Source organism: Thainema salinarum CENA647, assembly GCF_057732415.1.
In genome coordinates, this window is the sequence record NZ_JBYJZJ010000022.1 from 2,184,702 (window position 1) to 2,211,073 (window position 26,372).

Consider the following 26,372-nt stretch of genomic DNA (forward strand, 5'->3'; position numbering starts at 1 on the left):
TGCAACCTACGGCTTACCAAGATTGCAATTAGCTTAATCACTGTCCCCACTTGCCCCAACAGCGTGGGGGTATCCCGCTATTGCAATTTATTTCTTTCTGTCCTCTCATTGAATTTTTCTGCTACAGCGTATGTGCTTAAGTGAAACAAGTATTGTCTAAAAAGCCGTGCTCTACATGTCTTTCCCGGCAAGGCTATGTTCAATTGACGGGTGTAGTGCCATAAGATGCTGCTTACACACTTTCTTAAACAACTTTTCTAGATCTCGGAACAACCCTTCCTAAATCCCTAAGTTTTGGATCAATTTTTTCTTTTAATTGATATGAATACTGATGGAATTTACAATGCCGGAGCCAAGTCGAAAAGTTTTGTGTATCAACAGCAGCCAAAATGAAGAGAAATATATCTTTATCAAACTTAATATCTAGAATTGATCTTGTGGAATTTGAACTCAAACATTAAGGTTGACAAACCATTCGATAGTTTACGAAGTACGTCTATCGTGTGAAAAATCCGGCATTTTGGTCTATTTTGGCGTGATGGAGCCGTGTTACCAGTTGTCGTGATATAGGGCAAAGAAATGGGCAAAGTCTTAATTGAAAATGGTCGCATTATCACGGCAGTTGATGACTACATCGCAGACATTCTGATCGTAGACGAAACCATCGAAGCAATTGCTCGTGAGCTAACGGTTGACGATGCTGAAGTGCATGATGCCAGCGGTTGCATAGTCATGCCAGGTGGCATTGATGTTCATACCCACATGGAAGGGCCGCAGGGCATTGCCGTTAACTGCGACGACTACGAATCGGGCACAGTTGCTGCCGCCTTTGGCGGTACGACAACGATTGTGGACTTTGCTTATCAGGAAAAAGGAGATGGAGCGAAAAAAACGCTGGATGATCGTCTAGCGCTGGCCGATCCGCAGGTGTGTATTGACTACAGCTTTCATCTGATTCTGGTAGACGTCAATAAAGATATCTTGGCCGAACTGCCGGACATTATTAACCGGGACGGCATCTCCAGCTTCAAAATGTACATGGCCTATCCCGATATTCTCATGGTGGATGATGCGGCCATCTTTCGCACGATGACGACTGTTGGGCAGCACGGCGGCATGGTCAATCTCCACGCCGAAAATGGCTATGTCATTCAGGCATTAATTGAAGATGCGCTAGAACAGGGCAACACCTCACCGAAGTATCATATGCTGACTCGTCCCCGCTTGATGGAGGCCGAAGCGACCCATCGCGCCATTCGAATTGCCGAGCTAGTGGATATTCCGGTTTACATCGTGCATTTATCTGCACCGGAAGCGTTAGACAGCGTTGTTGCCGCTCGCGATCGCGGAATTCCAGCCTTTGCCGAAACCTGCCCTCACTACCTATTTTTAGATGACCAAGAGTACGATCATCCTGGATTCGAATCCGCCAAGTACGTAATGACGCCACCGTTACGGGAGCATCACTGCCACCATGCTCTCTGGCGTGGCTTGCGGTTTGACCAGCTGCAAATTGTCGCTACTGATCACTGCCCATTTTGCCTCAATGAACGGTCAATGGGACTGAAATATTCCAAGGCGCTAGGTAAAGACAATTTCAACAAAATTCCCAATGGCGCACCGGGGGTTGAAACTCGCTTAGTGCTGCTATATGACGGCGGAGTGAAAACCGGCAAAATTACGCTCAATCGGTTTGTTCAGCTCGTTTCAACCGCCCCAGCTAAGATGTTTGGCCTGTTTCCCCGCAAAGGCACGATTGCCGTGGGCAGCGACGCTGACATCGTTTTATTTAATCCCAATGCAACACAGGTGCTAAGCGCTGCAACCCACCACTCCCGAGTGGACTACAGTATGTTTGAAGGACGAGAAGTGACGGGTAAAGTCGAAAAAGTGTTTCTACGAGGGAAACTGCTCGTAGATGGCGAACAGTGGCACGGCGAGAAAGGCTATGGCAGCTTTCTAAAGCGATCTGCCTCGGGGCGTGTGCTGTAAACTGCAAGCCAGCTCAATTCCAAGAAATGTCAACCGGATCGGCTGAAAGAGAAGGAACACTCTACTCGCTGTTCTTGAACCATGTCCCGATCTCATTCACATGTGCAGGGTTAAGGTCTAGATGATCGGGAGCCGGATGCGGGGAACTCGCACGTCCGAATCTATAGTGATTCCAGTTAAGAGTGAGAGAACGAGAGAGGAGAGTGCCTCATCCTGAGGCACTCTCCTCTCTCGTTCTTATCTAGAACCGCTATAACAGGGAGGGACGCTGGGTAATACCAGCCCTTGACTCTACCAGATGGGTAGGAGGGTGTTAGGTGTTGGGTTCGCGATCCTAGGTATTGGGTCTAAGGCTGTGGGTTGAGTTGGAGAGCGGCGGTGAGGGCGGCTTGGTGGACTTGTTGCCAGGGGATTTGGTGTTGATGTGCGATCGCAGCGCAGTCTTCATATTCTGGCTGGAGATTGAGAATTGGACTACCGGGTTGCCGCTGGGCCATTTTTACCCGTACCGTACCATAATCAGTCTCGACCGTTTGCCAAAAGCGATGGAGTATGGTGCGCTGCTGGGTGGTTCGGCGAATGCCGAGCGTCGTCGTTTCAGCGAAGATCACCTGTTCACAGGCTTGCACGTGATTCGGTGGGCAAATCACAGAAAGCAAGATGCCAGGGCGGGATTTTTTCATGCCGATCGCCTGGGTGAACACGTCTAGGGCTCCGATTTGGAATAGCTTGCCGTAAATGTAGCCAATGGCTTGGGGATTGAGGTCGTCGAGTTGGGTTTGGAGGAGAGTGATGGTGTCGGTGGGGGAAGGGTGAGGAGTGAAGAGTGAGGAGGGAGGAGTAGATGGGTGAGTGGGTGGATGGGTAGATGAGGGAGATGGGGAGTGGGTGATTGATGGTTGATGGGGGGAGGGGAGAGAAGGAGAGGGGGAGAGAGGAGTAGATGGGTGAGTGGGTGGATGGGTGGATGAGTGGATGGGGTGGGTGTGGAGAGTGGTGTGGGTATTTTTAGCGGTAACGGTAGGGGTATTAGGGATGATGCCGAGCCAGAGGCGAACCATATTGGGAATGGGGAGAGTGCGGGTACCTGCGCCGAGGCCGATTTTTTGCAGGGTCATGGGGGGTGGATCGCCGAAGTGAGTTGCGATCGCAGTGACAATGGCAGCTCCAGTGGGTGTGACCAGTTCGCGCTGGATACCGTTGCTGTAGATGGGAATTTGTCTAAGCTCATAGAGCTTTAGAACAGCCGGTGTGGGGACAGGTAGAATGCCGTGAGCTGCCCGGACAGTGCCGCCTCCTGTGGGCAGGGGAGAGCAGTACAGCTCGTCAATACCGAGCCAGTCAAGGCCCAGGCAGGTGCCGACAATATCGACTATGGCATCGGTTGCGCCGACTTCGTGAAAGTGGACTTGATCAGGTGTAACCCCATGAACAGCGGCTTCGGCTTCAGCCAGCTTACGAAAAACGGCTAAGCTCCAAGCAGTGGCGCGAGGTGGCAGTTGGGCGGATTGGATGAGGTGTTCGATTTCGGGCAGGTGGCGGGTATGGGGGTGAGAGTGAGGAGTGAGGAGTGAGGGAGTGGGGGAGTGGGGGAGTGAGGGAGTGGGGGAGTGGGTGGATGGATGTCCGTGGGCATGATTGTGTGGATGAGGGTGTGAGTGGGAGTGGGGATGTGGGGGTGCGATCGCAGCCGAGTCACTACCATTCCCAGAATCATGAACCTGTCTACGAGCCTGATCATGCGAGCGATCATGCTCACCCTGCTCACCATCAGAGCCTTTACTGTTAACTAATCCACCATCAACGCCTTTCCTATCAACTCCCTCAACTTTCCCCTCTCCAAACCCCACCGACTCATACAGCTCAAACGGCTGCTCTGCCTGTAGCAACTTGACCTTGACTTTGGTGGCAACCAACCCATTGTGATGAACGGTTTCCAGCATCAGCTCATACTCGTCGTTTAGTCCGAGTTGTTTGAGCTGCTGGCTGAGATAGTCGAACGGGACTCCGGCATGAACGAGTGCTCCCAAGCACATGTCTCCGGCCAAACCCGATGGACAGTCTAAATAGGCAATTTTCTTCATAAAAAACCAGTCATCCTTGGTTCTAGGATGTCACACTATAGGAAGGTGGAGAGTTGAAAACGGGATTAGCACAATCTTTAGCAGCGCGGCTAATACGCCACAATGACGAGCTGCACCGGCGGGCTAATTCTGATAACGATAGTGAGGGGGACTCATGGCTACCATTTACGAAATTCATCCGGATACGCCACAATATCGCCGAATAGAGGAGATAAAAGCAGCATTGCGAGATGGTGCAATTATGCTGTATCCAACGGATACAGTGTATGCCATTGGTTGTGATCTTAATTCTAAAACGGCAGTCAAGCGGGTTCGCTGGATTAAGCAAATGTCAAACGATAAACCGTTGACGTTTTTGTGCTCATCCCTCTCGAACATTGCCGATTTTGCCGTGGTCAGCGATCCAGCTTACCGTCTTGTCAAGCGCTTAATCCCTGGCCCCTACACGTTTTTATTGCCCGCGACGAAAGAAGTCCCCCGGCTCGTCATGAGCCCCAAGCGACGCACAACGGGTATCCGCGTACCGGATAATTCGATTTGTCAGTCGCTGCTTGACGCGTTGGGTAATCCGGTCATTTCCACATCTGCCCTATCTGCTGGATTTCCGGATTTAGACAATTTTGAGATTAGTAAAAAGTCTCCGGCTGCCCTATTCGATCAACTGGATAGTTTAGTTGACATCATCGTAGACAATGGTTCATCAACGCTGACGACCAAAGTGTCTACAGTAGTGGACTTGACCACCATGCAGCCACAAATTATCCGTCAAGGATTAGGTTGGAGGGCTGCGTTGGAATGGGGAGCGGAGTCTTTGCAAACCAGTTAAAAGACTGTCCTAGACTTTACGGAATCAAAATCCGCGATCGCAGCCTCAACCTGCCCCCTCTGATTAGGCTCAAACCCTTTAGCAGTGAACGCTATCGCGATTCTTCATCGACAGCACTCCGTCTCCGTAGAAAACTGGACGACGCCGATGTGACAGTTGGGTTGGAATAGTGACACAGGGTTGATCAAGATCGGGGGTGGATTTCCCTACAGTCGGTACAGAACGTTCGGGAAACGGGTCAACTGGCCTGTTTGACCGTGTGCATCACCAAAGAGTTTGCCATGAATATCCAGCCTACTTGTTCTGCTACCCGCACCCACATTTGCGATCGCGATCCTGCTCCTACTGAGGAAATCTCTGACTGTGTTCAGTCTACTCCTCCTAATTCCAGGCTGCTTCAGTTTATTCAGGATGAATTGGCCCAGCAAATTCACCAAATTAACCTCTCTGCGGTGAAGTCCACCGAGCAATCAGCGGCCTCACCTCCAATCAAGCCTCTATCTCCGCCTCGCCTCGCCGTGGCCCATCGGATTGCCACCGAAGTCGAGCGAATTTGTCAAAAAAGCGATCGCATCCAGCGCTCTCAAGATCCGTTTGCTTGGCAAATCACGCTAGCTCGACATCGCATCAAGAAGTGCCTAGACTACTATCGGCTCGGCTCCCAGCAGGGACGGGTTGAACTGCACAGCTATCTCAGTTCTATTGTGTATCGCTATGTGGCACCTACGCGATCTCGCTTGGGCTTTCAGGGTCGCTGCGTGCTGCTGGATGACTTCCTACAAGGGTTTTACATTGAGGCGCTCAAAGCCTTCCGCCGTGAATATCATCTGCCAGCCGACTACACACCGCGTTCTCGGTTGGAGCTGGCCGAATACATGGCCTTTTGTGAGCACTATGCCAAGCGTAAAATTACGCTACCCGGACGCCGCAATCAGCAGTTAATCATTCTGCGGGCGCAAAATTTTGCCAATCGCCAACCGGAGGAAGCCAGCGTCGATCTGGAACTGGCTGTCGAATCTGCCCGTGAAGATGATGCTCAGGGACATGGTCGTTCTCAGGTGATCAACCAAATTCGGGAGCAAATGGTTTCCGATGCCGTTGATCCAACCGAGCAGGTACTGCGCGATCGCGTTATTCAAGAACTGATTCGATATTTACAGGATCAAGATCAAACCGACTGCATTGACTACTTCGTCCTGAAGCTCCAGGACTTTGCAGCCGCTGAAATTGACGAAATTCTCGGTTTAACAGCTCGTGAACGCGACTACCTGCAGCAGCGGTTTAAGTATCATGTCGAGAAGTTTTCGCGATCGCACCAGTGGCAGCTCGTTCACCAGTGGATCGGCGCAGATGTTGATCAAAATCTTGGCCTATCGGAATCAGACTGGCAAACCTTCACGGCATCGCTGACAGCCTTCCAACAGCGACTGCTGGAGTTAAAAGCAGTTCAGTCTCAATCGGCGGATCGAGCCACTCCCACTGACACTGAAATCGCCAAAATTCTACGCTGTACGCCTAAACAGGTGCAGCGCCGCTGGATTAAACTGCTGGACTTAGCTTGGCAACACCGGAATGCCCAATCATAAACCGCGTCCGTCAACAAACAATGGAGTGTGAAAGGCTTGCGGCACAAGCCTTTCACACTCCATTGGCTAGCATATCTGACTAGCTATTTTCGTCATCTAGTTCCGGCGGCTCAAACTTATAGCCAACACCCCGCACCGTTTGAATAAGTGCAGGCTGTTCTGTACTGCGCTCAATCTTTTTCCGAATTTGACCAATGTGGACATCTACCACACGCTGATCGCCCACATATTCGTAGTCCCAAACTTTTTGAATCAACTCGGCTCGCCGCCAAACGCGACCGGGGTGGCTGGCAAGAAAGTGAAGTAAATCAAACTCTAGTGCCGTTAACAGGACGGGCTCTTCGGCCAAAGTGACTTCTCGGCGAACCGGATCAATGACCAACTGTTCAAACTGAAGCCGCTGCTGTTCCGCTGTAGTGACGGGTCGCTGCCGCTTAAGAATAGCACCTACTCTTACCTCTAGTTCGCTAAGGCTAAACGGCTTGGTGATGTAGTCATCGGCTCCCTGCGCAAAACCGCGAATCTTATCCGCCTCGTCGGCACGGCTCGTCAACATGAGAACAAATACGCCCGTGCGTCCCTGCATCTCTTCACAGAGACTGTATCCGGTTGCATCAGGTAAGTTAACGTCCAAAACAACCAAGTCAGGATTGAAATCCTCGAACACAGCAAGTGCGCTTTTACCATCTTCTGCGGATTCCATCTCATATCCCTGCTTTGCAAGAAAGCGATGGATTAAATTCCGAATCGCAGGATCATCATCAACAACTAGTATTTTGGCGGGAGCCGTAGCCATAACTTTTCGTGACTGATTGCATGAACAGTGGGCAAAGTTAAAAATGAAGCACCTAATTATACCGCTAGGCTATTTATAGCAAAGCTAACCCTGTTATAAACCAGTTCAGAAGAATTACCCACCCACTTTTAAGAAAATTCTGTGAAATGAGCGGATAAAGCTTGAATATAGCTTAGCTAGCAACCGATTGAGGTCGAACATCAAGGTTGAAGCCAGCCAATTCAGCATCAAAATATTAAATCCGACAGTCAAGCCCAACTTTATTCTATGTGAAAGACGCACCTTTATGTGAAAGACGTACCTTGCATACATTTCATAAAAAATTGTAGATCTCTATAAAGTCAGATTGCCGATCGCTCACATCGAGCATCAGATTTTGAAGAGATTACTGTGCTAGCATGATGCGGCGGCAAAATTATGGACTTCAGATTTCAGTTTCACGAAGTTTGATTTGACAAGCTGCGGTTTGTAAGCTGTGGAATGGGAGTATCATCGTAATCCGTCTCAGCTTAAACTTATCAGTCTCAAGTGTGAATCCTCGTAAGTTTTCACGGATTTTAGTTTTCGATTCTGAGCTTCGCTAGTTACACTTGATGATAAACGAGGGCTGCTGGCAGCAAATGCTTGGAGGTTTTGAATGAGCGAGCAAAATCCTTACGATACGTTGGGAATCACAGAGGCCGCATCATTTGATGAGATTCAAGAGGCACGGAATCGACTGACTCAACAACACGAAAGCGACCTTAAGCAGGTCGAAACAATTGAAGCTGCCTACGATGCTATCTTGATGGAGCGGTTGCGGCTTCGCCAAGAGGGCAAGATTAAGGTACCCGATCGGATTCGGTTTCCGGAAGAGTCCACTACCCAGTCAGCCCCAGCAAAAATTGCCTCAGTCATCCCAGATAACCCGCCCAACTGGTTGCAGGGCTTTTTGGATAATCCCAGCCGGGAAGAAATTCTATGGCCTGCTCTGGCCTTTCTCTGCTTGGGATTGCTGGGCTTCTACTACACGTCTTTTGCCCTTGCACTCAGTGCTGGCTTTAATATCTATTTTCTTAATCGCAAAGAGAAGCGCTTTGTCCGCGCGGTGTTGCTAACGGTGGTCGGTCTGATCATTGGAATTGTCGCTGGCCTACAGGTGGGCAACTTGCTCACTCCTCAAGGCGCTGCGTTTGCCATTGACCCCAATAGTTCTGCTGCGGCCTTTACCTGCTTCCTTTTCTGGCTGATAAGCAGTTTTCTACGTTAACTGGTATTATTCAGACTCACCATAACGATACTTTTGCTGTGTTCAGAGGGAATTCTTGAGACAGCAACTTAATGAGGCTCAGTGTAGAGCCGGTATTGTTATGAGTGAACAGGACAATAACAGTAAGAAAACAAATAAGCTGGGGTTAGCGCTCGGCTTGGGTTGCGGGATTCCCTTGGGACTAATCGTTCTGTTGTTTACTGGGGCAATTGTTTATTTCTCAATGGGGCCAGAGGGCGGTGTACGATTGGCGAACAACATGGAAGATTATGCCTTAGAGTACATCGACGATCAGAATTTACTGACAGACAACGAAAAAGTGATTGCCTATTATGATGCCACGATATCTTTGAATGGCTCTGAAGCTGCAATTTTAACGGATTCTCGCCTGATCTATCACAAAAGCGATCGCAATACAGAAATGGCCCTGGCCGATATCAAATCTATCGATACGGAAAGCGACGGCATCGGCGGCAATATTATTCAAGTCGAATCTGTAAATGGTGATCTGATGGTCATCCAAATTGCTGCCTTCAATCAAGGCGACCTGTTTATTAAAGCTCTGCAAACTAAAATTGCGAATGAGTGAGCTTTTGTGGCTTTGTTTTCTCTCAATCTACACAAGCTGTCTGCACAAAGGGTAGAAAATGCTCCAGATCAGGTGTTTTTAGCTTTGGCTGCTTAGCTAAATCGTCCCAGCGGCGCAGGTGTACAGCATCTTGAGCATAGGATTGTTGAATAAAGGCGATGGCTTCAGCCTCTGAAAAAACGCCGCCCTGAAGTTCAAGACTCCGCTTTGAGGCTGGCGAGAGAGAATCCCAGTAGCTTTCATCTACGGCACACAGATACCGTTTGGCGGCAACATGTAGCTTGATGGGGGTAGTAACCGCAGACGGGAAGCAGGTTTCCAGGACTGGTATGGCGCAGTATTCGTGGCGATCGTCAATGCCTCGAACCGCAACATCTTCACCCAAGTGATGCACGAGATGGCCCAGATCGTGCAAGAGACAAGCGGTAATCAGTTCCGGTGATGCACCTGTTTGTTCTGCCAAGGCGGCGCACTGAAGTGCATGTTCGAGCTGGCTTACAGCTTCGCCGCCGTATTGGGATTGGCCGCGCTGGTGGTAGAGGTTGAGGATGGAGGAGAGGGTGGTCATAAGAGGTGAGGAGTGAGGAGTGAGAGGGTAAGGGGGTGAGGGGAGGTACTGGGTGTTAGGTATTGGGTATTGGGTTGATGGTTGGTGATTGAGTTGATGGTGAATAGTGAGGAGGAGGTGGTGGTGGAGATAAGTTGGTAGTTAATGGAAGAGGTGGTGTTTAGGGTTGGCTGTAGCGGCTGGCTTCTTGGCCGTTGATGTAGACGGAGCGGATGGCGTTGGGTAGGGGATTTTGGGGGGTGAGCAAGAGAAAGTCAGCGTCGTAGCCGGGGGCGATTTTGCCTTTGCCGCCGGATGAAAGATGACTGGTGCGATCGCAGATTTTAGCGGCTTGGGCGGGATATTCGGAGACGCATTTCCAGGCTTGTTCAAAGGGCATCAGTCCTTTTTCAGCTAGCAAGAAAGGAGCGTGGAAGAGAGAGGGGTAGTGATAATCGGAGCAAAGGCAGTCAAGCACTTGCGCCTGGGCTGCTTCAGCGACGCTCATGTAGCCGACGTGGGAACCACCCCGCACGAGATTCGGCGCGCCCATGAGTACTGCTGCACCGTAGGAGCGGGATTGTTCAGCTAGTGCAACTGAGGCAGGAAATTCTGCGATCGCAACGCCACGTTCTTGGCTCTTGGCAACATCGGCTTCGGTTTCATCATCATGGGACGCAACGGGAATGCCGAGTTGGTGACAGCGCTGAACTAAATCTTCAAACTGGGCTAAACCCTCTTCCTGGCGAGGATAGGCGGATTCGATTAGGGAACGGATATCGGCTTCAGTCATCTTCAGCCGCTGGCGTAATCCCTTGGTGTAGCGCTGTAGTGTCTCGTGATCGAGTGAGGGTGGCAGATGGTTGTTGAGCGAGAGCAGGGTGACTTTACGGGTTTCGAGCCAGTCGCACAATTCGTCGTAATCCGCCGTATTAGCCTGTTCATGACGAATATGAACGCGGCTATCGACTCTTAAATCGCTGTCTGGTGATGTAATACGTCTAATCAGTTGACGTGCCATCTCTCGACTGCGTAAACCGGGTTCAAACGAGTCAGTAATGGAGTAGAAGAAGGTCGTAATCCCCGCTCCCAGCAAGGCTTGATCGTTCTCAACTAGCGCCATATCTAGGGGTAAATTTACACCGGGACGTGGGCAGATCATCCGCTCAAAGGCATCACCATGAATATCCACGATACCGGGTAGCAACTGCAAACCCGTCACATCAACGCCGATGTAACCGCTGGGCTTCAGCGTTTGATCTACGGCTACAAATCTGCCGTCCTCAATGAGCACCGTTGCCGCTTCTAGCCATCCGTCAGGAGTCAGTACGGCTGCGCCTTGGAGTGCGAGTTTGGTAGGGGATGTCGGTTGTTTCATGTCTTGTGATCCGTTTAAGCAATTCGTTGGCCTTGGCGTCTAACGGAGGTGAGGCGGGGGACAGCGCCATCGTGGTGGATGGTGATAAAATCGGCGCGTTTGCCAACTTCGAGACTACCGCGATCGCAGTCGAGGCCGATGGCTTTAGCGGGGTTTAAGGTAAAGAGCTGCATCGCTTCGTGTAGGGGCTTTTGCTGTCGTTGGGCAATCAGGAACATGGCCTGCACTAAGCTTTGGGGAACGTAATCAGAAGAGATGATGTCGACTAGATTATATTCAACTAGCTCCATCGCTGAAACGTTGCCAGAGTGAGACTTTCCAAGAATTAGGTTGGGTGCTCCCATCAGCACTTGTAAACCGTGTGAATGCGCTTCCTTGGCGGCATCCAGCGTGGTGGGAAACTCTGCAATTTCGGCTCCGTCCTGTAGGGATTCCTGCACATGCTCCGGCGTGGCATCATCGTGACTTGCTAAACAGATCTCATGCTCCTGCGTTAAAGCCACTAGCTTGCGGCGATTCTCGTCGGCATGGCGCTGCTGGGCTGCAATTCGCGCCTTGATAAAGTCGTCCATCTCGTCGGCTCCTACGCCGTGCTTGCCCTGGTAATACTCTTTGTACTTGTCTACCTGGGCAAACTGCCGCTGGCCAGGGGTGTGATCCATCAGCGAAATCAGCGACAGTAGCGGATGATCAGCATAGGTTGCTGCCACGTCATGCACTTGCTCATACCCCAGTTCGCAGCGGAGATGTAGCCGATGATCAACCGCAAATCGGCCTTCCGCTTGTCCTTGATGAATTGTGTCGATCATGGGGCCAAACTGGGTCATCCGCATGGATGTTGGCGTAATATCTCCAACTGCGATCGCATCACAGACTGTTGTAATACCAGCCGCTGCCAAATCGCGATCGTGGTAAACCGCTGCGATGTCCATAGGCCAACGAACTTTGGGTCGAGGTGATAACCGCTGTTCAAAGTTGTCGGTATGCAACTCAACTAAGCCTGGTAACAGATAATCTCCCTCGCCATTTTGCCCTTGGGAAACAGCACCAGGCTGGATATCTGCAATCCTGCCGTCTCGTACAACTAGCGTACCGAGAACCTCTTCATGCGGTAGCTGTAAGCGATAGTTCGTGTAGATGGTTTCGGTCATGATTAGGGAAGATTAGCTCTAGTAGTTCACTATTTCATCTAAAGGTTAAGACCCGGTTACAGACCCGATTTCTTACTTCGTCGTCGTGAAAAATGCCAACCATTGCGCAGCCTTGAGCTTTGCGTTGTTCAATGAGCTGCATCACAACTTCCCGATTTGCGGCATCTAAGGCAGAAGTGGGTTCATCTAAAAGCAAAATTGGATAATTAACGGAAAAGGCACGGGCGATGTTCACCCGCTGCTTTTCGCCGCCTGAAAATGTTGTGGGTGATAAATGCCATAGCCGTTCTGGCAGATTCAACTGGGCAAATAAGCCGCGAATTTTGTCATAAGCAATATCCGGTTCAACCCCCAAATCCATCAGCGGCTCGGCAGCAACTTCTAATGCAGGGACACGTGGAATGACTCGCAGAAACTGACTGACGTAGCCAATCGTATGTTGCCGGACTTCCAGTAGCTGATGCGGCTGGAGCTGAGGCAAATCAACCCATTCGCCTTGGTGTTTAACCCAAATGGAGCCACTATCGACGCGGTAATTGGCATACAGCGATCGCATAAAGGTCGATTTACCCGATCCAGATGGCCCTTGCAGTGCGACACATTCTCCCGCCTGAATAGTCAAGGAAACATTTTCTAGGACAGGGATACGGACACCACCCTGATTATGCAAAACAAAACTCTTACAAACATGCTCTGCGTTGAGCATGGCCTGAGTAGATGGCTGAGTTGGGGTGTGCGAATTATTCGATAAGGTTGAATGGGTCATGGTTCATTGTTTATGACGTTGTTTATGACGTTGGTGGTCAAGATAGGTGCGATCGCACTTTCGCTTTTACTTTCACTGCACGCTCGTTCACTTTCGCTTATGGCACCAGCGTGGCGCTGACTAGCTGCTGTGTGTAGGGATGATGAGGGTCATCTAGCACCTGATCGGTTAAACCCGCTTCAACAACCTGGCCGTTTTGCATCACCATCAGCCGATGGGCTAAAAGCCTGACTACGCCGATATCGTGAGTGACGAGGATGACGCTGAGATGGAGAGTCCGCACTAGCGATCGCATCAAGTCCAGCAACCGGGCTTGCACCGATACGTCTAGTCCTCCTGTTGGTTCATCCATTAGAACTAAACTGGGCCGAGTCACCAAGATGCGAGCAAGCTGAAGCCGCTGCTGCATTCCACCGGAAAAGGTGCTGGGCAGGTCATCCATACGAGCATCGGGAATTTCGACCTGGCTCAGCCACTGCATTGCCTCAGCGCGAATGTTGCCGTAGTGGCGCTCTCCCACATCGAGCAACCGCTCACCAATGTTGGCCCCAGCGGTGACAGTCATTCGCAAGCCATCGCGAGGATTTTGCTGCACAAAGCCCCACTCGGTTTTCATTAACTTGCGGCGACGCGCTTCTGGCAGAGTCCGCAGATTGATCAGATGTCCGCTGCGATCGCAATAGGTAATTTCGCCTGCGTCAACCGGAATTTGACCTGCGATCGCATTTAATAACGTACTTTTGCCGGAACCGGATTCGCCGATGATACCCAGTACTTGGCCAGGATACAGATCAAAGGAAATGCGATCGCAAGCTTGGATGGCGTTGTAGGTTTTGCTGAGGTTGTTAATAGTAAGTAAGGGTTTCATAGCTTTACGATTAGGATAACTGTTTTTCCTCTATGAAATTTTTCAGGTCGTTCTTTGTCTTAAACTCTTTATTTTTCAAGAAGTCGAGCATTTTTATCATTAATTCCATCGTTTTTCTTCTTAAGAACCAAACGCTTCCCTCAGTAACATCAGTATTTGTGCTTCCGTGAACCGTATCATTTCTAGATTTACAGAGCTTTTCTATCCTTTCCTTCAAATCTTTTCTCTTGGCCAATTCTTCTTCTAAAATGATTGCGACTCCAAAGCCGACCGCTTTCCCAGAGCCAAACAAAGTCTCCAAAGCAATTATTAAGCAAAGGATCTGATTCTCTAATTCAATTTGAAGATACGACTCAGATATCCAGTGTAAAAATCTAAGTATAATTTTCTCGAATTGATTTCTTCTATCATCTCGTTTAGACAAAATATTTGATAAATCAAAAACTCCTATTTCTTGCAGCCTTTCTGTAGTATTAGAGGTGATTTCGAAAGGTCTATTTAACCTTTCTCGGTTTTTCCATGATCCAGAAGATGATAGTATCAAACTATTTCTTAAGCCACGCTTAGTGCCTCCCGAAATAGCTAATTCAACTTTTAAGCTTCCTGTATAAAGATCAGGAAAAGCAACAATCGAGTAACGTAATATTTCCAAGGATTTGTTGATTTCAATAATCGCTAATTCTTGTGCTTTTCTCGGTTCAGCTATAACTTGATATACAGCACAGGTTTTTTCAAGAAATTCCTCTTTCAGCTCCTCTTGAATCTCTTGGGGTCCATTCCCCGCCGCTCTGCGGCGTAAGATCTAAGAATGAGTGAGTACATCCACAAGAGTCATAACGTAACAGTTTTGCTATACCACTTAGTGTTTCCAGCAAAGTATCGACGGGTTGTGTTTGATGAGCAAGTAGATGCGGTTCTGCGAGAGGTCTGCCTCGAAATCGAGAAACGCTACGAGGTGAAGTTTGTCGAAATTGGAGTGGACAAAGACCATGTCCATTTTCTAGTGCAGTCCGTGCCGACCTATAGTGTGACCAAACTGGTAACGATGCTGAAAAGTTTAACTGCACGAGAAGTCTTCAAACGATGCCCTCAAGTGAAGCAGAAACTTTGGGGAGGCGAGTTTTGGAGTGATGGATATTTTGCGAGTACAGTAGGCCGCCACGGGGATGAAGGAATGATCGCCAAATATGTTCAAGCCCAAGGCAAAGATTACCTCAAATTGCATCGGGATAATCAACTTGCTCTTTTTTGATTCTGATACCCCGTCCGCTTGCGGCGGGGTATTTCATTCTTCTTAATATAAGAATGTTTATCCTGGTCTGAATTTTTTGTGGACTCAATAATTGATTTTTTCTTCTGAAATATTTCTTCGAGTCTGTTCTTGGTAATAGCCAAGAATGTCACTTTGCCTATTGAAATAGGCATCTCTTTTTGTTCATCATAAAATTGAATTCCTTCAACTGGAAGGTATACAGTTTGCTCGATATTGTACTTGCTATAATTTTCGTTTTCTTGGAAAATAGCTTCTTTGATGCTTTCAATATTTCCAGGTATGGCTGTTTCGTATATTTGCCTCAGAGCTACGTCGATCTTCTTACGAGAAAATTTATCCCCCCACTCTTTATCTAATTCAAGTAACAATTTCTGATGTTCTGTGTATTTTTCTCTATTTAGAGTCGCCAAATTCAACTTATTATTTAATATTCTTTTTGCTATATTTTCTATTTTTGCTGAATTCATCTTGATTCGACTTACTGTTCAGGGGTATTGCACTATATCTTAAAGTATGATTATTTTTCATGCCTCCGCTTATTTCTGCTCCTTTATTAACTCTTTTTGTTGTAGCTGATTGCAGTAGTCCGTATCCGAGCAAATCCACATGCGGCTGCCTTGGTCATCAATGACTACTTCATCTAGATACGTATCAGTCGCTCCACAAAACTCGCAGGGCTGCTCCCAGGCTTCAATGCTGAAAGGATGGTCTGCAAAATCGAGGCTTTTCACTTTGGTGTAGGGAGGTAGGGCGTAAATCCGTTTTTCGCGACCTGCACCAAATAGCTGTAGAGCAGGATTCATGTGCAGCTTGGGATTGTCAAATCGAGGAATGGGGCTAGGCTTCATCAAGTAGCGATCGTTGACCATGACCGGATAGTCATAGGCCATCGCAATGTGACCAAAGCGGGTAATGTCCTCATACAGCCGCACATACATGGATCCATATTCTTCCAAGGCGTGCATTTTATTGGCTTCGGTGCGCGAGGGTTCAATAAAATACAGTGGCTCTGGCATGGGGACTTGATAGACCATGATTTGTCCCTCCTGGAGAGGCGTTTCAGGAATGCGGTGGCGGGTTTGAATTAGCGTTGCTTCGTTGGTTCGCTCCGTTGTCTTCACGCCGCAAACTTTGCGGAAGAAACGGCGAATATTTACAGCGTTGGTCGTATCGTCAGCGCCTTGATCAATCACCTTCAAGGTATCAGTTTGGCCAATTACCGAGGCTGTTACCTGAATGCCACCTGTGCCCCAGCCATAGGACATGGGCATTTCGCGAGAGCTAAAAGGAATTTGATGACCAGGGATGGCAACAGCCTTGAGGATGGCGCGGCGGATAGAGCGTTTAGTTTGCTCATCGAGGTAGGCGAAGTTGAAGCCAGGTTCAGGAGGAGATGGGGAGATAGGGGGATGGGAGGATAGGGTCATAGGTTTTTGGGTGGTTGCTTAGTTGTGTTGGGGGAGGGTTTGGAGCTTAGTAAGAAGGTGATCGCAGGCGGTTTCGATTTGGTGGGCGCAGTGGCGATAGCTGTCGAGGTTGCTACCGTAAGGGTCTTCAATGTCGGGCTGGGCAGTGTTGCCAGCATATTCATTGAGGGTCGCGAGTTCGACTGAGAGTTGTGGAAGTTGCGATCGCAACAGTAATTTTTGAGCACGAGTCATAGTCAGAATTAAATCGGCCCAGTCTAATAACTGCCAATCGAGTCGCTGAGATGCATGCGTGCTGTCAATTCCGCGCTCTTGCAGGATGGTTTCCATCGCAAATGACATAGGTTGTCCTGGATAGGCCGAGGTTCCGGCGGATTTAACCTGAATATCTGGGCTTGATGTGGATGCTGGGGAGGTGATCAAACAAGAGATTTTGTGGCGCAGCAAGGCTTCTGCAAGCGGGCTGCGACAGATATTGCCGGAACAGACAAAAAGGATGTTCATGATGACACCTCGGATGGAGTTGGGGGAGATGATATTTCAAGCAAGCTGGATTCGCCGTTTTCCTGATTGGTTTGAGGCTGTTTGTACTGACGGCGTAATTTTCGGATTAGGTTAAGCTCGGCTTGGAAATCAATATAGTGCGGCAGTTTCAGGTGTTGAACAAAGCCTTGTGCTTCGATGTTGTCGGAATGGAACAGGACAAATTCTTCATTTTGGGCTGGCCCGTCGATGGATTCGCCTAAATCCTTGGCTTGCAGTGCCCGATCAACCAGCGCCATTGCCATTGCTTTGCGTTCGTTGTAGCCAAACGTTAGACCGTAGCCCTGGGTGAACTGGGGCGGAATCTGTTTGCTGCCTTTGAACTGGTTGACCATCTGCACTTCAGTGACCGTAATATCTGCGATCGCAACTTCAAATCCTAGTTCTTCGGGACAGATCACGACTTCTACATCGCCAACGCGAATTTCGCCCGCAAAGGGGTGATTTTTGCCGTAGCCGCGCTGGGTGGAGTAGGCCATTGAGAGCAGAAAGCCTTCATCGGCGCGGGCAAGGTTTTGTAAGCGAGCGTCGCGGCTGGTGGGGGTGGTGAGGGATTGGCGAGTGATATCGAAGGGATTTTCAGGTGAGGAGTGAGGAGTGAGGAGTGAGGAGTGAGGGGGGAGAGGGGGAGAGGACTTGTTTCGTTGCTACCTGCGGGAGTATTTGCTGAGTTGATTAAACCTTCTTGGGCTAGGGTGTTGAGGACGCGGGGGGTAGCTTTAGTTGGATCGGCTGGTTTTGTGGATGGAGATGTGAACTGGTTAGTTTCGGCGGCGAGTTTGAAGTCGAGTAGCCGATGGATGTAATCGAAGGTGGCACCGAGCTTTTGACCACCGGGGGTGTCTTTGAAGATGGCGGAGATGCGGCGCTGGAGATGCATGTGGTTGGTGTCAATTGGCTCACTGTAGTAGAGCCGGGGCAGGGTCGTCCGATAAGCGCGCAGGAGGAAAGCTGCCTCAACTAAGTCACCCCAAGATTGTTTGATAGCTAAGGCAGCCAAATCTGGATCATATAGGCTGCCCTCAGCCATCACCCGATTGACAGCGAGCTGCATCTGCTGCTGGACTTGCTCTAGGGACAGCTCTGGCACTGCCGGATCACCGCGCCGTTTAGCTTTGAGTAAGGCTTCGGCGTTTTGGATGGCCTGTTCACCACCTTTAACTGCAACGTAGGGCATGGGATTCTCTGGAATTCAACCTGTAGCTTAATGTATAAGAACCCAATTTTGTTTTTGTAAAACGCTTGCGCAGCAAGCGTTTTACAAAAATATGGGTTTTCAACCAGACTTCGTATCAACTAAAAAACTGTAGCCATGCTTCTGAAAGCCAAGCGACTCATAGAATGCATGGGCCTTCTCGCGCTTCAGATTGGTGGACAAGCTGAGCTTGTAGCAACCTGCCGCCCGACAAAGTGCGATCGCATATTGCATCATTTGCTTACCGATTCCCTGACCTTGAAACTGTGGATCAACGGCAACGCCTTCCACAATGCCGGAGGGACTGCACTGGTGAACCAAATTGTCCATAATTAGCAACGTAAATGTGCCGACGGCCTGATCGTCTAGCTGTGCAACCCATAGCTTATAGTTGGGATACTGCTGAATCCGCTGAAACCACTGTTCAGCATCAGCTAGCGCCAAGCTAGAGTCGTGATCCAAACCGGATTGGTGATACAGCCGCAGCACTGTAGGCAAATCATCAACGGTGGCTAAGCGAATGACTAGATTCACAGCTCATCCCCCTGATTGCTGATCAGACGAGCAGTACGCGGCAAGCCGAGCACCTGATTTCCGGCAAAGCACCAGCTGTCTAGTCCCAGCGGATAGTCTGCGGTCATTTCCTGCCACTGTTGCCAAAAGCTGACTGGCAAAGGCGTGTGAATCGTGATAACATCCGAAATCCCTGGCCCTTGCAACGTGACGGGACTTCCAGTCTGTAAAGCTGCAAGCTGGATCAGCAGAGACGTAGATGCTTCTGGATATTCCGCTGTACCCCAGTTGAAATCCTCTAGGTTGGGCAGTGTGTTAATATCCCAAATCACAGCAAAATCGGCTGTTTGAGGATGGGATGTAAAGCGGCAGCCCGTGTGGAACAGCAGCCACGATCGCGCAGCATCGGGTAGTCCGGGCTGGAGCCACACCGTCGTTTCTAGATCCAGCAGGGTCAGGCAAGCCGCCGCACAGCTCGGGGCTAATCCCTCTGGCGGGGCCAGCGACGCTGTTGTTTGCACCATTCCAGGACGTGCCAAGGCCTCTAGCAGCGCCCGAAAGGTTTGCTGGGCATCGTGGACGGGGTCTTTGAAGCTGGGGAGTTGAGTCAGCATGGTTAATTAGCTTTCTCCGCGTAGCAGCGTAAAGAAGTTGACGCGGGTTGATTCGACTTCTGCGGCTTCTGCGGCTCGTTGTTCTTGAGCCGCAACCTGCAATGGTTCAATCACCTGGGTCTGCACTGTCAGTTGCCAGTCGGGATGCTGGAGTAGCGCATCACAAACGGCAGCTAGTTCGGCATGGCGCTGCGATCGCCCTGCGACGTAGCCGAAACCTGCAATCGGCTCACCATCAGGATTAGGAAATACCTGCACGACGCAGCGGGTGATGGTCATTTCGCCCAAGTTGAAGGGCTGACCTGTCCCTTCGGCGCGCCCGCGTACCATTGCTAGACCAATTTCGGGCGATCGCAAAAAGTCATGTTTCGGCAGAGTTCCCAACGTAACGACGCGATCCTCTAGGAGCGAAAGCGGCGCTTTGGCCAGGGTTGCCATCCAGTTTGAGCGTGATTGTGTCTGTGCTGAGTCCACCATTACTTAACCCAGGATTAACTACAGCTTAAATATGTATAGACATCTAGACAAATTATGGGGCATGATTAAATAGAACGCAATGCCTTAATTTGAAAATGCACCAAGAAGCCCTGCCTCTGTATCTCCAAATTGCGGATGAACTGCGTCGCAATATTCAAGAATCCGTGTTTCAAGTGGGCGATCGCCTGCCGACGGAAATTGAGCTAAGCGAGCGATTCGGCGTCAATCGCCACACGCTGCGGCGAGCCGTGGAGGTGTTGCGTCAAGAGGGAATCATTGGCGTTGAGCGGGGTCGAGGCACATTCGTCATGGCTGACCCGATTGCAGTGCCGATTGGCAAGCGAGTGCGGTTTAATCAGGCGCTGAAAGCGCAGTCGCTGACGCCAACCTGGCAGGTGCTACGAATTGTAGAAATTAATGCGGATGCCAAGCTGTCAAAACGGCTAGAGGTTGAGGTGGGCGCACCCGTCGTTTTATTTGAGCGGTTGAGTTCAATTGATGACATCCCAATCAGCATTTCTAGCAGCCATTTCCCCAGTCAGCGATTTCCAGGATTGGCCAAGCATTGTGAAACCTATCGCTCCATCTCCAGCATGTTGGATAACGAATATGGCTGCGACCATATTCGCCGCCGCACTCGGCTCTCGGCGCGGCTGGCCCAATCGAGCGATGCGCGGCTGCTCAAAATGCCAGCTAATGGCCCCATTTTGCTGTCAGAGTCGATTAACGTCGATCAGGATGGTGTGGTGATTGAATACGGTGTCACCCGCTTTCGGGGCGATCGCATGGAGCTAGTCATGGAAAACGAGGCTTAAGTGCGATCGCAGCTTTGCGCCCAAGGGATGATGAAGAGAGAACATTGGTTTGCCAAAATGACCGATAGTCGTATGAACCCTGTGAACCTTGGGATAAGCCATGTTCAACAGTTGGCTGGTAATTGGAGGAATAACCCTTGTGGTCGTGTTGGGAGGTGCCGTTATTCGGCCTCGCGATGTGTCCTGGGGCCAGCGCTTAGATCGTCCCAACTGGTTATTCTTTGAACCTGCCATTCCCTTCATTTGGACAGTGATTTTCACCTGTGGAGCCATCTCCGCCGTTTTGGTTTGGCAAAAAGAACCCGGTAGCCTGAAAACCTGGTTGCTGATGGCATTGTACTTGCTTGTAGAAATCGTCACCGTTGCTTACATTCCCGCCACGCTGTGGCTGAGGAGTCTGCAAGTTGGCACCCTTTTAGGCGGATTGGGCGTCGTTTTAGGCGTGCTACTTACGCTGGCGGTTCTGCCGACCTCAGGACTGGCGGCTCTGCTCCTGCTACCCTATATTCTGTGGAGTCCCATTGGAACATATACGACACAGCAGATGATTGAGCTGAATCCCGATGCACAGTAAGCCATCATCGCAAAACATCACCTTAGAACTCCTTAAACGAATATCTACACAAACTTAATCTGCTGCGCAGAGAATCTTAAACTGCCTCCCTGAAGATAGTCATGGCTCGTCGTGAGTCGCTTTTGTCTAGACATCTACACCTAGCTGTTTGGCGAAGTGCTCATTGGTTGTCAGCCAGTACTGTAATTGGGCAGATAAGAAGCCATGCAACCAGCTACAAAGAGTACTTTGGAGGCATCCTTTGCCGCCCCCGCTGTTAGCGTTCAGCGACTATCCAAGTTTTTTAGAGGACAACCTGCACTCCAAGATGTCAGCCTGCGGGTTGATACGGGTGAAATGGTGGCACTGGTAGGGGCTTCTGGCTCCGGTAAGTCCACACTGCTGCGGAATCTGAACGCCTTACAGCAGGTGGAGCAGGGCACTGTCGAAATCTTCGGCAGCCCACTGCAAATTGACGGCAAGCTGCATTCCAAAGCCCGCCAGCTCCGCAGCCAGATGGGGTTCATTTTTCAGCAGTTTAACCTGGTCAATCGTCTGACTGTGCTGGAAAATGTGCTGATCGGCAACCTATCCCAAGTTTCGATGATGCGATCGCTAATTCGCGGCTTCAGCAAATCGGAAAAACTGCGTGCCTTATCTGCTCTCGAACGAGTTGGTATTCTCAACCAAGCCTACAAGCGAGCTTCTGCACTCTCTGGGGGACAACAGCAGCGAGTTGCGATCGCACGTTGTCTGATGCAGGGAGCCAAAATCATCCTGGCTGATGAGCCGATTGCTTCTCTTGACCCAGAATCCGCCCGCAAGGTGATGGAGCTACTGACCCATTTGAACCAGGAACAGGGCATCACTATCATCACCTCACTGCATCAGGTGCAGATGGTACGCCGCTACTTTGAACGTGCGATCGCACTGCGAGACGGCATCGTTCGCTTTGACGGTCACATTGACGACCTCGATAACCAGCAGCTCAACCACATCTACGGCGCAGCAGCCGAAGAACTCGTCCTGAGCGGACATGCCGAAATCTTTTCAGCCTCGCAGGTCTAATCCATAAGGAGTAATAGTTCCGTGGATTAGCGTGACGGATATAAATACAAGTTTTGAGTTAACTCGAAACTCAAAACTCGAAATTAAAAACCAGCTTCCCTATCTCTCAATTTTCCTAATAGCCCTAACTACCCAAGGATCATGCCATGATGACAACTGCTTTGACCAAATGGTCTGCTCGTTTTCTCTTAGTCCTAGCAGGTTCGGCCCTGATTGCTAGCTGTAGCAGTACTCCTGAACAGGATGGTGCCACGGCAACTGGTGATGCTGCCGATGCATCCGGTGAAGCTTGTGCGCCAGAGCTAGCTGAAATCGATTTTGGTATTATTTCGACTGAATCCCAGGACAATCTCAAAACTCAGTGGGAGCCGTTCCTAGACGCAATGGAAGCTGAGATTGGTCGCCCAATTAACGGTTTCTACGCTACTGACTACGCGGGTGTGATTGAAGCAATGGGTGCTGGCAAAATTCAGCTTGCTTGGTATGGCGGGAAATCTTACATCGAAGCCGCAGATCGCTCGGATGCCGAGGCGTTTGCTCAAACCGTTAATTCAGATGGCACTAAGGGTTACTACTCCCACTTAATTACCAACAAAAACAATCCAATCCTGGGAAATATCGACGTTGAAGCTGGCAACGGCGACAAATACGTGATTGATAACACAGACAGCTTGACCTTTGCCTTCAACGATCCCAACTCCACATCTGGCTTCTTGGTGCCCAGCTTCTATGTGTTTGCTAAAAATGGTATCAATCCCAATGAAGCATTTTCAGAGCTACTGTTTGCTGGAAGTCACGAGGCAACCGCCCAAGCCGTTGCCAATAATCAGGTTGACGTGGCTACCAACAACAGCGAAAACCTGCTGAAGATTGAGCAGGGCGACCCTGAAGCTTTCGAGAATATTCAGATTATCTGGACATCACCTGTTATTCCCAGTGATCCAGTGGCGTATCGGAAGGATTTACCGGATTGCTTGAAAGATCAGGTCAAGAACTTCTTCTATAACTACAAAGACGCGGCTGTGCTGGAACCGCTGGGCTGGCAGGGCTTTGATCCTGCTACCGACACGGATTGGAATACTATTCGTGAGCTGGATATCGGCCAAAAAATGATGGAGGTGCAAAACGATGCCAACCTTAGCCCAGAAGCAAAGCAGTCTCAGCTTGATGAACTCAACAAACAGCTAGACGCGTTGCAGTAAGTCTCTAATTTAGTTCCCCAAATTGTTGATGCTTAGGGACGCGAACTTAATCAGGTGAAATTGTTGGGGTAGGGACACGGCATTGCCGTGTCCCTACGGATAGGACGATTGACAGGCTATTTGATTTGCATTCCTTCGGTTTTTAACTGGGCTTCGTATGAGTAGATGTTAATGCTAAAAGTGCGATCGCAGTTTTTCTATTGCAATTTTTCCTATGACTAAATCTCCCATGTCTGCCCCGTCTCAGGAACTGGTGGCCACTCCTGCCGCCCGTGACATGCTGGCGCAAGAGCGACCCATCGTTACACCGCTGCGAATTGGATATTTGATAGTTGCGATCGCAGTTTTGATTTATGCAGGCCGATTGAGCGATCTAAGCTTTGGGGAACTGGTTCAAGGGAGCGGCACAATGGCCGAGTATGTGACCAAGTACTTTCCGCCCGACTTCACCAACTGGCGATCGTACCTGCAGGACACGTTGGAAACAGTGGCGATGGGCATTTGGGGGACGCTGCTGTCGGCGATTTCAGCGATTCCGCTGTCGGTGCTGGCATCGAGCAATATCTGCCCCAACTGGATTGTGTTTCCGGTGCGGCGGGTGCTAGATGCGATGCGAGCCATTAACGAAGTGGTGTTTGCGCTGATCTTCGTTGTGGCTGTGGGTTTAGGCCCCTTTGCTGGCGTGCTCGCGCTGTTTGTTCACACAGCAGGTATCTTGGCCAAGCTGTTCTCGGAAGCGATTGAAGCGATTGAAGTTGGCCCAGTGGAAGGCATTCGAGCCACGGGAGCCAGCAAGCTCCAGGAAATCCTATTTGGTGTAATTCCCCAAGTAGTGCCGTTGTGGACTTCATTCACGCTCTATCGGTTTGAATCCAACGTGCGCTCGGCTGCCGTGTTGGGGATTGTTGGCGCAGGCGGCATCGGTGTTTCCCTATATCAAAGCTTTCGCGCGTTTGAGTATCAAGAAGTCTGCGCCATCATGATCATTTTGATTGTGACGGTGGCCATTATCGACACGGTGTCCGCCAAGCTGCGGCAGCGACTGGTTTAGAGTGAGTCAATTTTTGGAGAGACAATGAAACGACGCAATTTTTTAGCTTATTCAGCCCTATTTCTAGCCGGTTGTACGGCCTCAACCACACAATCTCAAAGTAACTCTGGCGATGGTTCCACAGCTAGCCAGCCCAAAACGTTGCGCTTAGCCGTAACCGACGTGCAGGGTCTAGAAGAGCTACAGCGGGACTATGGCGCATTCCGGGACGAATTAGAAGCAACGCTGGGACGTACAGTTGAGTTCTTCCCGGTGGCCGACCGAGCAGCAGCGGCAGTGGCGCTCCAGTCTGACCAAGTGGATGTTGTCTTTACCGGGCCAGCAGAATATGTGGTGATTAACGCCAAAACCCAGGCTGTCCCTTTCTTAGCCATAACCCGACCGAACTACTTTTCTGCGATCGCAGTTCGAGCCGATAGTGGTATCACTAGTGCTGAGCAGCTTAAGGGGCAGAAGCTATCCATGTCCGATATTGGTTCCACGAGCGGTCACTTAGGCCCTTCAAAAATTCTGGTCGATCAGGGTTTAGACCCACAGGCCGATTTGGAAGTCCTAATGCTGGGTGATGCCGAACTACAGGCGCTAAGGAACGGGGATGTCGTTGCTTGGGGCGGCTCCTACATTGACTATGAGCGCTTCCTGGAAGCAGAAGGAGCAGAGGAATCTGACTATCCCATTCTGTTCCGGGGTGAAATGCTGCCCAGTGATGTGATGGTGGCCAGTAAATCGCTTGATCCGGCACTGGTAGAGGAAATGCGAGACAAGATGCTGGCGAATCAGGATGCCTTGATTGCCGCCATCACGTCCGTGGATGCCAATGAAAAATTTGTTGGCTCAGAGCTAGTCTCCGTTGATGATAGCGATTATGACTCGGTGCGCGAGGCGTATAAAGCCATTGGCGTAGACGAGTTTACCGAATTTGTCGGCAACTAACATGTTCTTTTTCTGGCCCATAGTATGCTTTCTCTCCAGGTTAATCAGCTCGTTAAAGTCTATCCCAATCAAACCTTGGCTCTAAATCAGGTCAGCTTTGCGGCTGCACCAGGCGAAAGCATTGTGATTCTGGGTGCCAACGGGTCAGGCAAGTCTACGCTGCTGCGCTGTTTAGTGGGACTGGAGAAAGCTACATCTGGACAAATCCTGCTGGGTGATTGGGACGTGACGGCGTTACGCAATGCTCAGTTGCGGCCAGTGCGGCGGCGAGTGGGCATGGTGTTTCAGCGCTTTAACCTGGTGAAGAACCTCAGCGCGTTTCACAATGTGCTACAGGGTGCTCTGGGCCGTAGCCGTGGCCCCTGGTATTGGTTCCCCGCCACTGCCCCCGAATATGAGCGACAACGGGCAATGGATTGCTTGGCCCAAGTTAACCTAGCAGACCTAGCCACCCAGCGCGTTGATACCTTATCTGGCGGACAACAACAGCGAGTTGCGATCGCACGTATGCTGATGCAAAATCCCGACATTGTGCTGGTCGATGAACCCGTCGCTAGCCTTGATCCCAAAGCCGGACGAGAGGTTATGGATCTGCTCTGGACAATTGTCCGAGAACGCGGATTAACCGTCGTTTGCACCTTGCACCAGCTCGATTTAGCTGTGGAATATGCAGATCGAATTATCGGTTTATCTTCCGGCCAAATCGTCCTCGATCAACCCGCAATCACCCTCAACCCCGACACCCTCGACTGGCTTTATCACACAACCACAACCGACCCCCTCTATTCTGAAATAGCCTCCTACTAACCCAAAACCATTTAACTAATCTAGTTGCGACCAACCATTGACCTAACCACGCCTCACCTCTTACTCCCT

At 50.1% G+C, this 26,372-nt stretch carries 28 protein-coding genes and 1 pseudogene; 13 read left to right on the top strand and 16 right to left on the bottom strand.

What is annotated here, in order from left to right; translation table 11 throughout:
• Window positions 1–579: 579 nt before the first annotated feature.
• A complete protein-coding gene (gene hydA / locus AC286M_RS16505; RefSeq protein WP_488205427.1) occupies window positions 580–1,992 on the top strand; it encodes a dihydropyrimidinase in 1,413 nt (470 codons plus the stop codon).
• Window positions 1,993–2,339: 347 nt separating this feature from the next.
• On the opposite strand, the gene larC is transcribed toward hydA, so the two are convergent.
• Window positions 2,340–4,076 carry a nickel pincer cofactor biosynthesis protein LarC gene (larC, locus tag AC286M_RS16510; protein WP_488205428.1) on the bottom strand — a complete coding sequence of 579 codons (1,737 nt, stop codon included), beginning with the start codon at window positions 4,074–4,076 and terminating at the stop codon, window positions 2,340–2,342.
• Window positions 4,077–4,230: 154 nt separating this feature from the next.
• On the opposite strand from larC, the gene AC286M_RS16515 reads away from it, so the two are divergent.
• Together AC286M_RS16515 and AC286M_RS16520 are read left to right on the top strand one after the other, a co-directional pair.
• On the top strand, window positions 4,231–4,902 hold the full coding sequence (locus AC286M_RS16515) for an L-threonylcarbamoyladenylate synthase (protein ID WP_488205429.1): 672 nt from the start codon (window positions 4,231–4,233) through the stop codon (window positions 4,900–4,902).
• A gap of 281 nt (window positions 4,903–5,183) precedes the next feature.
• Complete coding sequence (locus AC286M_RS16520) at window positions 5,184–6,488, top strand: HetZ-related protein (RefSeq protein WP_488205430.1); 1,305 nt, start codon at window positions 5,184–5,186, stop codon at window positions 6,486–6,488.
• 79 nt (window positions 6,489–6,567) lie between these two features.
• Here AC286M_RS16520 and AC286M_RS16525 read toward each other — a convergent pair whose 3' ends face one another.
• Window positions 6,568–7,284: a response regulator transcription factor gene (locus AC286M_RS16525; protein WP_488205431.1), complete on the bottom strand. Its 717-nt coding sequence runs from the start codon at window positions 7,282–7,284 to the stop codon at window positions 6,568–6,570.
• A 637-nt stretch (window positions 7,285–7,921) separates the two neighbouring features.
• Here AC286M_RS16525 and AC286M_RS16530 point away from each other — a divergent pair.
• Together AC286M_RS16530 and AC286M_RS16535 are read left to right on the top strand one after the other, a co-directional pair.
• On the top strand, window positions 7,922–8,533 hold the full coding sequence (locus AC286M_RS16530; RefSeq protein ID WP_488205432.1) for a CPP1-like family protein: 612 nt from the start codon (window positions 7,922–7,924) through the stop codon (window positions 8,531–8,533).
• Window positions 8,534–8,633: 100 nt separating this feature from the next.
• The gene (locus AC286M_RS16535; RefSeq protein WP_488205433.1) at window positions 8,634–9,122 is read left to right on the top strand and encodes a hypothetical protein; all 489 of its coding nucleotides are present in this window, start codon (window positions 8,634–8,636) and stop codon (window positions 9,120–9,122) included.
• Window positions 9,123–9,144: 22 nt separating this feature from the next.
• On the opposite strand, the gene AC286M_RS16540 is transcribed toward AC286M_RS16535, so the two are convergent.
• The 6 genes from AC286M_RS16540 to AC286M_RS16565 all read right to left on the bottom strand — a co-directional run bounded on the left by AC286M_RS16540 (window position 9,145) and on the right by AC286M_RS16565 (window position 14,484).
• The gene (locus AC286M_RS16540) at window positions 9,145–9,690 is read right to left on the bottom strand and encodes a phosphonate degradation HD-domain oxygenase (protein ID WP_488205434.1); all 546 of its coding nucleotides are present in this window, start codon (window positions 9,688–9,690) and stop codon (window positions 9,145–9,147) included.
• Window positions 9,691–9,850: 160 nt separating this feature from the next.
• On the bottom strand, window positions 9,851–11,047 hold the full coding sequence (locus tag AC286M_RS16545; protein ID WP_488205435.1) for an alpha-D-ribose 1-methylphosphonate 5-triphosphate diphosphatase: 1,197 nt from the start codon (window positions 11,045–11,047) through the stop codon (window positions 9,851–9,853).
• Between the two features lie 14 nt (window positions 11,048–11,061).
• Window positions 11,062–12,198, bottom strand: a complete 1,137-nt coding sequence (phnM, locus tag AC286M_RS16550; RefSeq protein WP_488205436.1) for a phosphonate metabolism protein PhnM — start codon at window positions 12,196–12,198, stop codon at window positions 11,062–11,064.
• Window positions 12,199–12,232: 34 nt separating this feature from the next.
• Complete coding sequence (phnL, locus tag AC286M_RS16555) at window positions 12,233–12,964, bottom strand: phosphonate C-P lyase system protein PhnL (protein ID WP_488205437.1); 732 nt, start codon at window positions 12,962–12,964, stop codon at window positions 12,233–12,235.
• Window positions 12,965–13,061: 97 nt separating this feature from the next.
• Window positions 13,062–13,832: a phosphonate C-P lyase system protein PhnK gene (phnK, locus tag AC286M_RS16560; protein ID WP_488205438.1), complete on the bottom strand. Its 771-nt coding sequence runs from the start codon at window positions 13,830–13,832 to the stop codon at window positions 13,062–13,064.
• 10 nt (window positions 13,833–13,842) lie between these two features.
• Window positions 13,843–14,484 (bottom strand): hypothetical protein, encoded by a 642-nt coding sequence (locus tag AC286M_RS16565; RefSeq protein ID WP_488205439.1) that lies wholly within the window; start codon window positions 14,482–14,484, stop codon window positions 13,843–13,845.
• A 156-nt stretch (window positions 14,485–14,640) separates the two neighbouring features.
• On the opposite strand from AC286M_RS16565, the gene tnpA reads away from it, so the two are divergent.
• Window positions 14,641–15,084 carry an IS200/IS605 family transposase gene (gene tnpA, locus AC286M_RS16570; RefSeq protein WP_488202591.1) on the top strand — a complete coding sequence of 148 codons (444 nt, stop codon included), beginning with the start codon at window positions 14,641–14,643 and terminating at the stop codon, window positions 15,082–15,084.
• Here tnpA and AC286M_RS16575 read toward each other — a convergent pair.
• From AC286M_RS16575 to phnG, 8 genes and pseudogenes are all read right to left on the bottom strand, one after another.
• The gene (locus AC286M_RS16575) at window positions 15,066–15,572 is read right to left on the bottom strand and encodes a hypothetical protein (RefSeq protein ID WP_488205440.1); all 507 of its coding nucleotides are present in this window, start codon (window positions 15,570–15,572) and stop codon (window positions 15,066–15,068) included. The genes tnpA and AC286M_RS16575 overlap by 19 nt on opposite strands.
• 69 nt (window positions 15,573–15,641) lie before the next feature.
• Window positions 15,642–16,532: an alpha-D-ribose 1-methylphosphonate 5-phosphate C-P-lyase PhnJ gene (locus tag AC286M_RS16580; RefSeq protein WP_488205441.1), complete on the bottom strand. Its 891-nt coding sequence runs from the start codon at window positions 16,530–16,532 to the stop codon at window positions 15,642–15,644.
• A gap of 18 nt (window positions 16,533–16,550) precedes the next feature.
• Window positions 16,551–17,036: a low molecular weight protein arginine phosphatase gene (locus tag AC286M_RS16585; protein ID WP_488205442.1), complete on the bottom strand. Its 486-nt coding sequence runs from the start codon at window positions 17,034–17,036 to the stop codon at window positions 16,551–16,553.
• Window positions 17,033–17,641, bottom strand: a complete 609-nt coding sequence (locus tag AC286M_RS16590; RefSeq protein WP_488208843.1) for a carbon-phosphorus lyase complex subunit PhnI — start codon at window positions 17,639–17,641, stop codon at window positions 17,033–17,035. The genes AC286M_RS16585 and AC286M_RS16590 overlap by 4 nt, the downstream gene beginning before the upstream one ends.
• A 98-nt stretch (window positions 17,642–17,739) precedes the next feature.
• A pseudogene (locus AC286M_RS16595) lies at window positions 17,740–18,252 on the bottom strand (carbon-phosphorus lyase complex subunit PhnI); the annotation flags it as partial.
• A gap of 99 nt (window positions 18,253–18,351) precedes the next feature.
• Window positions 18,352–18,804, bottom strand: coding sequence for a GNAT family N-acetyltransferase (locus tag AC286M_RS16600; RefSeq protein ID WP_488205443.1), 453 nt, complete (start codon window positions 18,802–18,804; stop codon window positions 18,352–18,354).
• Window positions 18,801–19,397: a phosphonate C-P lyase system protein PhnH gene (phnH, locus tag AC286M_RS16605; RefSeq protein WP_488205444.1), complete on the bottom strand. Its 597-nt coding sequence runs from the start codon at window positions 19,395–19,397 to the stop codon at window positions 18,801–18,803. Before phnH ends, AC286M_RS16600 begins: the two co-directional genes overlap by 4 nt.
• Before the next feature lie 6 nt (window positions 19,398–19,403).
• Entirely contained in the window at window positions 19,404–19,874 is a 471-nt protein-coding gene (gene phnG / locus AC286M_RS16610; protein WP_488205445.1) for a phosphonate C-P lyase system protein PhnG, read from the bottom strand.
• A 95-nt stretch (window positions 19,875–19,969) separates the two neighbouring features.
• Here phnG and phnF point away from each other — a divergent pair, with 95 nt between their 5' ends.
• The 7 genes from phnF to phnC (AC286M_RS16645) all read left to right on the top strand — a co-directional run bounded on the left by phnF (window position 19,970) and on the right by phnC (AC286M_RS16645) (window position 26,303).
• Window positions 19,970–20,689, top strand: coding sequence for a phosphonate metabolism transcriptional regulator PhnF (gene phnF, locus AC286M_RS16615; RefSeq protein ID WP_488208844.1), 720 nt, complete (start codon window positions 19,970–19,972; stop codon window positions 20,687–20,689).
• A gap of 100 nt (window positions 20,690–20,789) precedes the next feature.
• Entirely contained in the window at window positions 20,790–21,263 is a 474-nt protein-coding gene (locus AC286M_RS16620; protein WP_488205446.1) for a TspO/MBR family protein, read from the top strand.
• A gap of 204 nt (window positions 21,264–21,467) precedes the next feature.
• Window positions 21,468–22,310: a phosphonate ABC transporter ATP-binding protein gene (phnC, locus tag AC286M_RS16625; protein WP_488205447.1), complete on the top strand. Its 843-nt coding sequence runs from the start codon at window positions 21,468–21,470 to the stop codon at window positions 22,308–22,310.
• 146 nt (window positions 22,311–22,456) lie between these two features.
• Window positions 22,457–23,512: a phosphonate ABC transporter substrate-binding protein gene (gene phnD / locus AC286M_RS16630; RefSeq protein WP_488205448.1), complete on the top strand. Its 1,056-nt coding sequence runs from the start codon at window positions 22,457–22,459 to the stop codon at window positions 23,510–23,512.
• A 214-nt stretch (window positions 23,513–23,726) separates the two neighbouring features.
• Window positions 23,727–24,563: a phosphonate ABC transporter, permease protein PhnE gene (phnE, locus tag AC286M_RS16635; RefSeq protein WP_488205449.1), complete on the top strand. Its 837-nt coding sequence runs from the start codon at window positions 23,727–23,729 to the stop codon at window positions 24,561–24,563.
• A 24-nt stretch (window positions 24,564–24,587) separates the two neighbouring features.
• Complete coding sequence (gene phnD / locus AC286M_RS16640) at window positions 24,588–25,496, top strand: phosphate/phosphite/phosphonate ABC transporter substrate-binding protein (RefSeq protein ID WP_488205450.1); 909 nt, start codon at window positions 24,588–24,590, stop codon at window positions 25,494–25,496.
• A gap of 24 nt (window positions 25,497–25,520) precedes the next feature.
• Window positions 25,521–26,303: a phosphonate ABC transporter ATP-binding protein gene (gene phnC / locus AC286M_RS16645; protein WP_488205451.1), complete on the top strand. Its 783-nt coding sequence runs from the start codon at window positions 25,521–25,523 to the stop codon at window positions 26,301–26,303.
• The last annotated feature ends 69 nt before the right edge of the window (window positions 26,304–26,372 follow it).